The organism is Cupriavidus sp. 05T41, from assembly GCF_056396525.1.
In genome coordinates this window covers 138,839-150,850 of record NZ_JBFTLQ010000006.1, presented here as the reverse complement: position 1 = coordinate 150,850, position 12,012 = coordinate 138,839, and the positions used below count along the sequence as shown (strand labels likewise).

The following is a 12,012-nucleotide window of genomic DNA, read 5'->3' as shown; positions in this document are numbered from 1 at the left end:
CCTTGCTCGGCAGCACCGGCTCGCGCGTCACGCGCTCGGCAGCGGCACGCGGGCGGCGGCAAGCTTGGCAGCCGCCGGCGCGGTCACGCGGGCGACCGCCCGGGCCGGCGCGGCGTGATGGCGTTCGGCGGAATCCCCGGCGTCGCGCGCCGCGGGAACAGCGGCAAGACGCGCCGGCGCATGGCTCTTGGCCCCGCCAGCACGCGCGGCCGGCTGGTGCCTGGCGGCTGGCGCCGCGGCGCGCGCAACAGGTGCGGCCGACCGCACCGGCGCAACCGGCGCAACCGACATAACCGGCATGGCAGCCGGCGTCCCGGCGCGGGCCGGTGCCTGCCGCGCCACGCTGGTGTCCTCCGGCGAGACCTTGAAGCGCGACACTTCACCCACCAGGCCGGCGGCCTGCTGCTGCAGGCTCTCGGCGGCAGCGGCGGCCTGCTCCACCAGGGCGGCATTCTGCTGCGTCACGCTCTCCATCTGGCTGACGGCGCGGTTGACCTGTTCGATGCCGGAAGACTGTTCCTCGCTCGCCGCGGCGATCTCGCCCATGATGTCGGTCACGCGCTTGACCGCGCCGACGATATCGTCCATGGTGCGGCCCGCATCTTCCACCTGCCTGGCGCCATGGGCCACCTGCCCCACCGAGCCGTTGATCAGCTGGCCGATCTCCTTGGCTGCCGACGCGGAACGCTGCGCCAGGCTGCGCACCTCGGCAGCCACCACGCTGAAGCCACGGCCCTGCTCGCCGGCGCGGGCCGCTTCCACCGCCGCGTTGAGCGCCAGGATATTGGTCTGGAAGGCAATGCCCTCGATCACGCCGACGATCTCGGCCACCTTGCCCGACGATTGCGAGATGCTCTGCATGGTTTCCACCACGCCGCGCACCGCGCGCCCGCCTTCGGTGGCCACGCCGGAAGCGCTCACCGCCAGTTCGTTGGCATGGCGCGCATTGGCGGCGTTCTGCCTGACCGTGGAGGTCAGCTGCTCCATCGATGCGGCGGTCTGCTCCAGGGAAGCCGCCTGCTCCTCCGTGCGCTGGGACAGGTCGGTGTTGCCGCTGGCGATTTCGCGTGTCGCGCCGTCGATCGAGCGCGAAGCGCCCTGGATGCCGTGGACCAGCGCCGCCAGTTGACCGAAGGCGCGTTCGAGCGCCCCCAGCATGCGGCCCATCTCGTCATTGCTGTGCGCCTTGATGCTGTAGGTCAGGTTGCCCTGCGCCAGCGCCTGGGCGGCTTCGAGCGCCTGGCGCGCCGGCCCCGTGATCGAACGCGTGATGCCGATACCGAGCGCGATGGCCAGCGCCACCGCGGCGGCAGCCAGCCCGACCAGCACGTCACGCGCCATCTCGTAGCTGGCTTCCGATTCGTCCACGGCGACGATCGCCACCTTGCGCCCGCCCTCGGCAAGTTCAGTGAGCTTGTCGAAATAGGGCGCCTGGGCCGCCGGCAGCGTCGCCACCAGCGCGCTGCGCGCGCCGTCGAATTCGCCGCCCTGCAGCTGGCGCAGCACCATGTCGAGCTGGCCGTTATACGCCTCGCGCGCTTCGGTCAGGCGGCGGTAGGTTTCCCGGATCTCCGGCCTGGCGGACTTGGCGAGCCATTTGCCGAGTTCGTCCAGCGTGGAACCCATATCCTGGCGCAGCGCGCCGATCTTCTCCGCGTTGCGCCGCACCGCGACCGGGTCCTCGTTCAAGGTGGCGTCGCGCACGAGGATACCGATCCATAGCGCGTCCTGTTTGACGCGCTCGATATCCATGACCTTGAACAGCCGCCCTTCCACCGTCACGTGCATCGATTCGTTCATGGTGCGCAGGGACACCACGCCCACGACAGCCACCGCCACCAACGTCAGCGTCACCACCGAAAACGCCACCGTCAGGCGCGCCCCAATGCCAAAGTTTCGCAACCAACGCATCTTCCCGGCTCCTTTTTGCTTTTTCATCGCGCGCGGCGCACTCGCTCCAGACAGGCTTCCGGATCGACGCCGCATCGCGGGCTTAACGGCAGGGGACCAGACAAGCTTGAGTACATTTGCGCGTTTTGCGCGAAGAAAGCGAAAAACGCGAAGATACGCGGAGATATAGGGGGAGAAAGACCGGCAATTCAGGGAATTGGCAGCGTGCGTCCTGTCGTCTAATGGCGGCAGGCACTTCGATGTGCTGCCATCGGGCCTCGTGCCCGGCGGCATGCCAGACAAGAAAAGTGGGCGCACAAAAAAAGAAGCCCACGCGCGGGGTGCTCGTAGGCTTTCCAGGACTGCTAGGAACCGAAAGGTTCAGTAGCGAATATAAACCTGCTTACATGAGGTGTAAATCCAATTTCTATCAGGGATATCTCGGATAGGAAAAAGTGCCTGCTCTGCCACTCCTTGTGGCGCATGGGTGGCACCGGATGCTTCAGCAAGCAGGCCAGGGCCGTGTCATCGCCAGCAACCCCATGCTGCACAGGGGTTGCGGGCCTGGCCGGCGTTGGGATTTGCCCCACAAGTGAACATGGACATATATTCACCTATTGTGATGCAATCGGTTTTTTAGAGGTAAACCTCTAGGCTAGGCGCGCCCCCCAACCGTCCATATTTGTAAAATTTTGTTACTCTCGCCCCTGAAGTATTCCCCTTCTCTTCTGGCGGCGCCGCTCGCCACCGATTGCGAGGCGGTATTGGACCCCCCTCCCGCGCACATACCGCGGCTGGCCGCGATCCATGCACCCCGCCCCCCGGCCAGCATCGAGAGCGGATGTTTCATCCCCAGTTCCGCCCAGGCCGGGCCGCAGCCCGCGCTCAGCAGTGCGTCATACCTCAGTTGCCCACGCCTGGTTATCGAATCCCTGCCAGCCGCCAGAACCCGCGCGGGCTCTTCCGGAGAAGTTGTGAACAAGAAGGAAACCAGGGTGGACCGCCCTAGCCGGAAGCTGCAGCACCAGCAACTGTCCACCCACCGTGCGAGCCGCAAGCCGGTCATCGTGCACCTGTCCAGCGGCATCCGCCTGCATGGCGTGATCGTCGCCGCCGACAACTATATGGTGCTGCTGGCCGAATCGCCGGACGATCCGGTGCCCCAGGTCGTCTACAAGCACGCCATCGCGGTCATTACGCCCGCCCACGCACCGGAAGCCATGGCCAGCGTGCCGGGCGCGGAAAGCTCGCCGGAGTTCGTCAGCCTGTATACGCCCCGCACGCGCAAGCGGCGCTAGAGATATGGCGAGGATGACCAGGCGTGGCGCCGCCAGGGCCCCGGCCACGCGCCCCGCCGCGCCAGCCGGAGCGCGCAAAGAAACTTCAGGGCACGACCGCAAGATCACACTAAACCTTTTCCGACGCTGGTCGATAACCCTAGCAACGGAGGCACTACACGCACTGCAACGCAGTCAGCCAACGTTACACGGCAGCCGCCGGACTGTGTAAATCACTGCAACTAGGAGTCGTACCATGTCGTCGATCATCAATACCAATTCGTTGTCTCTGATGACTCAGAACAACCTCAACGCTTCGCAATCGCAACTGAACACCGCGATTCAGCGCCTGTCGTCGGGTCTGCGCATCAACAGCGCCAAGGACGATGCCGCCGGCCAGGCCATCGCCAACCGCTTCACCGCCAACATCAACGGCCTGACCGTAGCGCAGCGCAATGCCAACGACGGTATCTCGATGGCGCAAACGACGGAAGGCGCGCTGACCGAAGTCAACAACAACCTGCAACGTATCCGCACGCTGGCCGTTCAGGCCGCCAACGGTTCGAACTCCGCCTCCGACCTGAAGTCGATCCAGGATGAAATTACGCAGCGCCTGGCTGAAATCGACCGTACTTCGCAACAAACCGACTTCAACGGCGTCAAGGTCCTGTCCTCGTCGGCAAAGGCCCTGAACATCCAGGTTGGCGCGAACGACGGCCAGACCATCTCGGTCAACCTGTCGGAAATCAGCTCGAAGACCCTGGGCCTGGACAGCTTCAGCGTGACCAGCACCCCGAACAAGGCTGCTACGGTTACCGACCTGAGCAACGCAGTGACCGCCGGTACCGCCACGAAGATCAGCTCGAGCCTGTACCAAGTCACGACCAAGAACACCTTCGCCTCGACCGACCAGGTCCTGGCCAAGCTGCAAGACGGCGACACGGTTGCTGTGGCTGGCGGCAACACCTACACCTACAACTCGAGCACCGGCAACTTCTCGTACAAGGTGACCACCGCTGCTTCGGCAGCCTCGCTGTCGAGCTCCAACCTGCCGGCATTCGGCCAGGCAGCCGGCACGTACACCAACGCCAGCGGCGCATCGGTCCAGTTCAAGGTCGACAGCGCAGGCAAGCTGACCGCCGCTGACGGCGTCACCACCCTGTACGACGACGGCGCCGGCAACCTCACCACCAACAACACTGGCGGCCTGTCGCAAGCAACGCTGGGTGGCGTGTTCACCAACGCCGGCTCGGCTGCCGCTGGTGTCGCAAGCGTGCAAGTCAACGGCACCACCTACACCTCCGCTGCTGGTGGCAATGTCACCAACAACGCAGCAGCCAGCAAGAACGACGTGGCAGCTGCAGTGCTGGCAGGCGGCTCGGGCAACGCGACCACCGTCACCCTGGGCAAGACCAGCGGCCTGACGTCCACGATCAAGCTTGACGGCGCTACCGGCAAGGCAGACGGCGCCAACGGCGCGACCTCGAGCTACGTTGATGCAAAGGGCAACCTGACCACGACGGCCAGCTTCACCACCAACTACGCTGTCGACACCACCACCGGTGCCGTCACCGTGGCAGACAACAGCGCCAGCCCGGCCGCCGCAACGGATCCGGACATCAACGCGAAGATCGGCGGCGCCGCCTACATCGACGCAGCGACCAACGCATTCACCACGAGCACGACCTCGTCGTCGGGTTCGGGCACGACCGATCCGCTGGCCGTGCTGGACAAGGCGCTGCAGACCGTCGACAACCTGCGCAGCTCGCTGGGTGCAGTACAGAACCGCCTGGACTCCGTCATCTCGAACCTGGGCACGACCGTGACGAACCTGTCGTCGTCGCGCTCGCGCATTCAAGATGCGGACTACGCAACGGAAGTGTCGAACATGACCCGCGCGAACATCCTGCAACAAGCTGGTACCTCGGTGCTGGCGCAGGCTAACCAGTCGACCCAAGGCGTGCTGTCGCTGCTGCGTTAATTCGTAACTGCTTCGCTGAAGCCGGCATTCGTGCCGGCTTTGGCATAACGGGCCTCGAGTGTTTCCCCAGGGCCGCGGCCCTGGGAAAGCATTCCAACCTCCGACTTCCGAACCGACATGGCCGAATCCTTCCCGATCCCGTCCGGCATCCCCGCCATTCCCGCCATGCCGGCCAGCATGGCGTCGGGCGGGGAAACGATGCGCGCAGAGGCCGGCATTGCCGCCACTGCCGGCAGCGAGGATTCGCCGGCGAGCACGCCGCAGGAACAACCGGGCGGACTGGATGCAGCCGTCAAGCGGCTGACCCAGGTCCTGCGCATGGCATCGGTCAGCGTAGAGTTCGAGATCGATAGCGATTCGCACCGCATCATCACGAAGGTGGTGGACAAGACCAGCGGCGAGGTGATCCGCCAGATCCCGACCGAGGAAGTCATCAAGATCGCGAACGCCATGCAGCAATTGCAGGGTCTGTTCGTGCATCAGACCGCGTAAGACCGCGCAAGACAGCACAAGACCGGACCCGACCCAATCAAGCTATACCTGGAGAAGCAGTCATGACAAGCATTTCGAACCTCGGCGTAGGCTCAGGCCTGGATCTCAGCTCGCTGCTGGACCAGCTCACCACCGCCGAGCAGGCTCCGCTGAACGCGATCAAGGCGCAGCAAGCCAGTTCCCAGACCAAGCTTTCGGCCTACGGCACGCTGCAGAGCGTGCTGGGCGCGTTCCAGGCCGCTGCCAAGCAACTGGCCGACCCGAGCTTCTTCAACGGGACGACCGCGACCTCCAGCAACACCGGTGTCCTCACCGCGACGGGAGGCAGCAAGGCGACTTCCGGCACCTACGCCGTCAACGTCTCGGCGCTGGCTCAGGCCCAGTCGCTGGTCGCCGCCGGCCAGGCTTCCCAGACCGCGGCGCTCACGACCGGCACCATTCACATCGACTTCGGCACCATCACCGATGCCGCCGGTGGCAGCCTGGACAACAATGCCGCCAGCCCCACCTACGGCCGCTACAGCAACGCCACGTTCGCCGCCACGGCGGGCTCGAGCGGGATCGACATCAAGATCGACAGCACCAACAATACGCTGCAAGGCGTGAGCGACGCCATCAACAAGGCCAACACCGGGGTCACCGCCAGTATCGTCAACGACGGCTCGGGCACGCCGTATCGCCTGGTCCTGACGGCCAAGGACACGGGCGCGGCCAGCAGCATGCGCATCAAGGTCAACAACGAAGCCGGCAGCGGCACATCGCTGGCCGGCCTGGTCAGCTATGACGTGAACAACGGCTCCGGCGGACAACGCATGCAGCAAAGCATCGTCGCCCAGAACGCGCAGCTGACCGTCAACAACATTGCCATCCAGAGCGCCAGCAACAACGTGACCGACGCCCTGCCGGGCGTCACGCTGGCACTGACCCAGACGGGCAACACCAGCGTCGCCATCCAGCGCGACACCAAGACGATCCAGACCGGCGTGCAGTCTTTCGTTTCCGCCTACAACAATCTCCAGAGCGTCGCCGCGAGCCTGACCGCCTATGATCCCAGCACCAAGACCGGCTCGCCGCTGACCGGCGACGGTACGCTGCGCATCATCCAGTCGCAGATCCGCGGCATCCTGAACATGCCGCAAGGCAGCGGCAGCGGCGCCAACGCGATCAACACGCTCTCGCAAGCCGGCATATCGTTCCAGACCGATGGCTCCATCCAGCTCGACAATGTCACGCTGACCAACGCACTGAACTCGAATGCGGCTGGTGTCGCCGGCCTGTTCGGCAATACCGACGGCAAGAGCGGCTACGGCAACCAGATCAATGCGCTGGTCACCTCGCTGACCGGCACCAACGGCGCGCTGACCTCGGCCACCAACGACGTCAACCAGACGCTGAAGGACCTGAGCGACCAGTACACGTCGAAGTCGGACCTGGTGGACGCGACCATTGCGAACTACAAGGCGCAGTTCACGCAGCTCGACACGATCATGGCGCAGATGAACAACACCAGCAGCTATCTGACGCAGCAGTTCAACGCGATGAACAACACCTCGAACAAGTAGTAAGCCCGCCCAGGAGTCGATCATGTTCGCCCGAAATGCCGTCAACGCCTATGCCCAGGTCGGGATCCAGACCGGCGCCATGAGCGCCAGCCCCCACAAGCTGATCGTCATGCTCTACGACGGCGCGCGCGGCGCCATCGCCCGCGCCAAGTTCCACATGGAAGCCCGTGCCGTCGCCGAGAAGGGCAAGGCAATCTCGCACGCCATCAGCATCATCGACAACGGCTTGCGGGCCGCGCTCGACCACAATGCCGGCGGCGGGATCGCCGGCGACCTGGAGGCGCTTTACGACTACATGTCGCGCCGGCTGATGCTGGCCAACCTGCGCAACGATGAAACACTGCTGAACGAAGTCGATCACTTGCTCGAGCACCTGGCATCGGCCTGGGCGCAGATCGAAGACGCGGCCTCGCCGGTACCCGGTGAATCTCACCAACTCGCTTCGGCAGGGACCTGACATGCATAGACCTAGCCCCGTTCTGAGCTGCTACGAAGAGCTCGAACTGCTTGCCGAACAGATGCTCGAGACGGCCCGGGCCAACCACTGGGATGCGCTGAGCGACCTGCAGAAGGTGTATATGGCCCAGGTCGACCGCCTGCGCCAGCTCAAGGACGAAGCCTCGTTCCCCGAACATGAACGTTCCAGCCGCTTCCACCGCCTGGAGCGCATCCTTGCCTACGATGCGGCCATCCGCGATCTGCTGATGCCCGAGCTGACGCGCTTCGGAGGAATGATCGCCAGCGCCAGGCGGCAGCAGAGCCTCGGCCATGCCTATGGCGTTGCCGGCTGACCTGGCCGGACCTCCCGGCACCGATATCACCTAGCGGCCTGCAATGACTGGCATTCCTGTCTCGTCGGACGCATCCCTGCTGCGCGACCTGAACCCGCAAAGCCTGCGCACCGCGCTGTCGGTATCGAAGCTGTCGGCACTTCTCCCGACGGCGCCCTTGCCGGAGGGCAACCCGCAGACGTCCACCGGCTCCGCCGTGCAAGGGCGCACGGTCTTGCCCTTGCCCTCCGCCGCGCAGGCGGGCCAGCCCGCGCAAAGCGGTTCCACCCGCGAAATATTGAGCTCCGCGGCACGCGTCATCCTGGATTTGCTGGAGCGCGTCGATGTTCAACCCCAGCGTTCAGCCGCTTCCCTGCTGCCATCGCCGCCCACGGCCGCCGGCGCACCCGCCCTGCGCGCCGCCCTGGCGGACGCGATCGGACGCAGCGGACTGTTCTATGAGAGCCATCTTGCCGAATGGGTGAGCGGCGCCCGGCCGCTGGAACTGCTGCGCAAAGAGCCACAAGCGATGCTGCGCGCCCCTGGCGCCGGGGCCGGCACCGCCCAGGGCCCTGCCCCGGCACCGGACAAGGCAGGCGCGCCGCCTGCGCCGCTTCTCCTGCTCCCCGCGCCGGCGGCTACGGCCGGAGCACCTGCCCCCCTGACTCCCGGGGGCGCGATGGCCGAGGCGGACAGCCCCCTGCAGCTCCTTGCGGAAGACGGACAAGCGACGCAGGCCGACGCGCGCGGCCCCGCTCCCTCCCCGCGTGGCGGTGCCGCAACCGAGACCGCCGCCCAGACGAACGCTACGCCGGCCACGCTCCAGCAGCCCGCGCATCCGGGCCGTGCCGCCGCGCTGGCGAGCCAGGCTGCGCAAGCCTATGAAGCAACGGCCAAGGGCGCCGACGCACCCCGCCATCGGGAAACGCGCCTCGGCACCCTGCTGGCCACGGCCAGCATCGACGACCACGCAGCCGCCCGCAGCAGCGGCCCGGCAACGGTCCTGCACCCCGGCGCGGAAGGCGTGGTCCGGCAGCAACTCGAACTGCTTGCCGGCCAGCAGTTGCGCTGGGCCGGCGAAGCCTGGCCCGGCACGCCCATGGACTGGGAAATCCGCCGCGAGCATGCGGACGACGGCAGTGCCGGCACCGCCGCGGCCGCCTGGAGCACACGACTGGTATTGAACTTGCCTCACATGGGAACGGTGGAAGCGCGCCTGACCTTGAACAGCACCGGCCTGGACGCGCGCATCGTCACCGCTGACGGAAGCGTCGCTTCGCGCATGAACGCCGACAGGTCGGCACTGTCAGGCAACCTGGCGGCCTCCGGCATCGTGCTGATGCGCCTGGATGTCGACACCGGCGAGCCGGCCACGCCAGGAACAGGCAGATGAACGACGCACATCAACCCACCCCGCGCGGCGCCGCGATCGCGCTGCGCTACGACAACGACGATGCCGCGCCGCGCGTGGTGGCCAAGGGCTACGGCGTGACCGCGGAATCGATCATTGCGCGTGCGCAGGAGGCGGGTGTCTACGTGCATGACTCGCCCGCGCTGGTGAGCCTGCTGATGCAGGTCGACCTCGATTCGCACATCCCGCCCCAGCTCTATGTCGCCGTGGCGGAGCTGCTTGCCTGGCTCTATCGCCTGGAAAGCACATCTGGCGAAAGCGCCGGCTGAAAAGCCGGCCGCGCGGGCGGCCGCGGAGCGCGCCCGCGCGTATGCTCAGTCGTGCCCCGCGCCCAGCATGGCCCGCACCTCGGCGCCGACGCGCGCCACGTCATCGCGGTCCAGGCCAAGTCCCGACGGCAGATTCAGTGCATGCGGCGCGATCCGGTAGCAGGCCAGGTTGGCTGCGCGCGCGGCGGCCGCGCCTGGCGTGGCGGCATAGGCCGCCAGGCTGCTCAGGGGATTGAAGAACGGCCGGCTGTCGATGCCGCACTCCGCCAGCCGGCGGATCGCCGGGACCTTGCCGCCAATGCGCTCCGGCAGCAGCACCGTCACCATCCAGTAGGTATTGCGCACGTCCGGTGCCTCGCTGTTGAGCAGGATCTCCGGGCACCGCGAGAACTCTTCACGGTACCACTCGAAAATCTGCCGCTTGCGCGCCACCAGTTCTTCGATACGCTCGATCTGCGCCAGCCCGAGCGCGGCCTGCATGCTGCTCATCTTGTACTTGTAGCCGACTTCGCGATTCTCGAACATGGTGTCGCCCGGTTGCCGGCCATGATCGCGCAATACCATGACACGGCGATAGACGCTGTCGTCGTCGGTGATCAGCATGCCGCCTTCGCCGGTGGTCAGCGTCTTCGAGCCATGGAAGCTGAAGGTCCCGGTCAGGCCGAGCGTGCCGGCGGCCCGCCCGCGATAGCGCGAACCCGCGGACTCGGCGGCGTCCTCGATGACCGCCACGCCGTGCCGGCTGGCAATGGCGCACAGCGCATCGTAGTCGGGCATGTTGCCGTACAGGTCGACGGGGATCACGGCCTTGGTGCGCGGCGTGATGCAGGCCTCGAACGACGCGGCGCTCAGGCACCAGCTCGACGGGTCGATGTCCGCGAACACGGGCGTCGCGCCTACGTAGCTGACGGGCGCCGCACTGGCGATCCAGGTGCAGTCCGGCACGATGACTTCATCGCCGGGCCCGACGCCCAGCGCCAGCAGCGAGAGATGGATCGCCGAGGTGCACGATGGCAGCGACACCGCATGCCGGACCCCGTGGTAGTCGGCGAAAGCCCGCTCGAACCGGTCGTTGTAGCGATTGGCGTCGGCGTACCAGGCATTGGTGACCGCATCGGTGACATAGGAGATTTCCCTGTCGGTGATCGACGGGCCGGAGACGAATATGCGTTTCATGATGATCGGGGTTCCCAGGGAAGCCGGTTCGACCGCGACAGCAGCCTTTCAGAGAAAGAAGTAGTCCGCCTGTTTCTGGTGCCATTCGGGGATCGCGGCAATCGCGGCGCGCGCCGTGCGCGGATTCATGCCAACGTAGACGCGGCCGATATGCCCCGGCAGTGCCCCCGGCGAGACGATCTCGCGCGCCTGGCAAAGGCGGCCTTGCAGGTGCGCATTCTGGTCCACGAAATACTCCACGCGCTCCATCGAATCCAGGGCCGAGGCGATGAAGTTCCCATAGAAGCCGGCACCGTAGATCGCGCTGGGCGCCGATGCGTGTGCCCGCTCGAAGGCCTTCAGCCTTGTCACGACGCCGTGCCAGTATTGCGCGGTGTCGCGCGCGAAAGCCTCCAGCCCCGCCAGCGCGGCGGCATCCGGTTGCCGGACCGCGCAGGCGGCCCCCGCGCCGAGCCTTGCCGTCACCACGAACGCGGCATCGTGCACGCCGGCATCGACTTCCACGCGGTCGAAGCCCTGCGCGCTCAGCATGTAGTGCAACGATTCGGCCGTGAAGTGGTTCACATGGTCGGCCACGACGAAGTCGGCCACGTTCTCCAGCACGTTCGGCACGATGAAGTAGAAGTGCCCGCCCGGCTTGAGCAAAGCCTTGATATTGGCCAGCGCCTGCCCGAGCCGGGAGATATGCTCCAGCGCATAGAAGGACAGGACCACGTCCATGCTGCCCGCCCAGGCCGGGTCCACCTCGTGGGTGGCCCAGCCAGGCTGGCCCGGGAACCGCGCCCAGTGCGATACATACTTGTCGGTGACATCGAACAGGAACGGCGCGATGCCCTGGTTCCCCTGCACGACCTTCCTCAGGGTCGGCGCCTTGGCGCAGCCGTAGTCGAGCACCCGGCAGCCCGGGAACAGATCGAGCTTCGACTGCAGCACCGCGGCCTGGTGGTCGGCCCGGTAGAGCGGGCGTCCGTCGACCATCTTGTAGAGCTGGTCGTCGTCTTCCGCTGCGAGGTTGATCTCGTACACATTGGCGTAGTAATGCGCAAGGTCCGGCAGCTCGCTGGTCTGCAGATGACCGCAATGCGGGCAGAGATAGACCTGGGTGCGGCCAGGCACCACGGTGTTCATGGTCGTGATCGAACTATCGCCGTCCGACTCGTAGACCGGGGCGGGAAGCGCATTCG

At 66.1% G+C, this 12,012-nt stretch carries 11 protein-coding genes; 8 read left to right on the top strand and 3 right to left on the bottom strand.

Features of this window, described 5'->3' with window-relative positions:
* Positions 1 to 27: 27 nt before the first annotated feature.
* On the bottom strand, positions 28 to 1,911 hold the full coding sequence (locus tag AC1DKV_RS05875) for a methyl-accepting chemotaxis protein (RefSeq protein ID WP_477137507.1): 1,884 nt from the start codon (positions 1,909 to 1,911) through the stop codon (positions 28 to 30).
* A gap of 953 nt (positions 1,912 to 2,864) precedes the next feature.
* Here AC1DKV_RS05875 and AC1DKV_RS05870 point away from each other — a divergent pair.
* The 8 genes from AC1DKV_RS05870 (at position 2,865) to AC1DKV_RS05835 (ending at position 9,652) form a co-directional block, all read left to right on the top strand.
* Complete coding sequence (locus AC1DKV_RS05870) at positions 2,865 to 3,188, top strand: RNA chaperone Hfq (protein ID WP_441613961.1); 324 nt, start codon at positions 2,865 to 2,867, stop codon at positions 3,186 to 3,188.
* 235 nt (positions 3,189 to 3,423) lie between these two features.
* Entirely contained in the window at positions 3,424 to 5,148 is a 1,725-nt protein-coding gene (locus tag AC1DKV_RS05865) for a flagellin N-terminal helical domain-containing protein (RefSeq protein WP_441643209.1), read from the top strand.
* A gap of 117 nt (positions 5,149 to 5,265) precedes the next feature.
* Positions 5,266 to 5,640 (top strand): flagellar protein FlaG, encoded by a 375-nt coding sequence (locus tag AC1DKV_RS05860; RefSeq protein ID WP_441613959.1) that lies wholly within the window; start codon positions 5,266 to 5,268, stop codon positions 5,638 to 5,640.
* A gap of 62 nt (positions 5,641 to 5,702) precedes the next feature.
* On the top strand, positions 5,703 to 7,202 hold the full coding sequence (gene fliD, locus AC1DKV_RS05855; RefSeq protein WP_441613958.1) for a flagellar filament capping protein FliD: 1,500 nt from the start codon (positions 5,703 to 5,705) through the stop codon (positions 7,200 to 7,202).
* Positions 7,203 to 7,224: 22 nt separating this feature from the next.
* Complete coding sequence (fliS, locus tag AC1DKV_RS05850; RefSeq protein WP_477137506.1) at positions 7,225 to 7,659, top strand: flagellar export chaperone FliS; 435 nt, start codon at positions 7,225 to 7,227, stop codon at positions 7,657 to 7,659.
* 1 nt (position 7,660) lies between these two features.
* Positions 7,661 to 7,993: a flagellar protein FliT gene (locus AC1DKV_RS05845; protein WP_441613956.1), complete on the top strand. Its 333-nt coding sequence runs from the start codon at positions 7,661 to 7,663 to the stop codon at positions 7,991 to 7,993.
* A gap of 43 nt (positions 7,994 to 8,036) precedes the next feature.
* Positions 8,037 to 9,365, top strand: coding sequence for a flagellar hook-length control protein FliK (fliK, locus tag AC1DKV_RS05840; RefSeq protein WP_441613955.1), 1,329 nt, complete (start codon positions 8,037 to 8,039; stop codon positions 9,363 to 9,365).
* Positions 9,362 to 9,652, top strand: coding sequence for an EscU/YscU/HrcU family type III secretion system export apparatus switch protein (locus AC1DKV_RS05835; protein ID WP_441613954.1), 291 nt, complete (start codon positions 9,362 to 9,364; stop codon positions 9,650 to 9,652). Before fliK ends, AC1DKV_RS05835 begins: the two co-directional genes overlap by 4 nt.
* Positions 9,653 to 9,697: 45 nt before the next feature.
* Here the strand turns inward: AC1DKV_RS05835 and AC1DKV_RS05830 are convergent, their stop codons facing one another.
* Positions 9,698 to 10,828 (bottom strand): DegT/DnrJ/EryC1/StrS family aminotransferase, encoded by a 1,131-nt coding sequence (locus tag AC1DKV_RS05830; RefSeq protein ID WP_441613953.1) that lies wholly within the window; start codon positions 10,826 to 10,828, stop codon positions 9,698 to 9,700.
* A 48-nt stretch (positions 10,829 to 10,876) separates the two neighbouring features.
* On the bottom strand, positions 10,877 to 11,956 hold the full coding sequence (locus tag AC1DKV_RS05825; protein WP_441613952.1) for a class I SAM-dependent methyltransferase: 1,080 nt from the start codon (positions 11,954 to 11,956) through the stop codon (positions 10,877 to 10,879).
* Between the last annotated feature and the right edge of the window lie 56 nt (positions 11,957 to 12,012).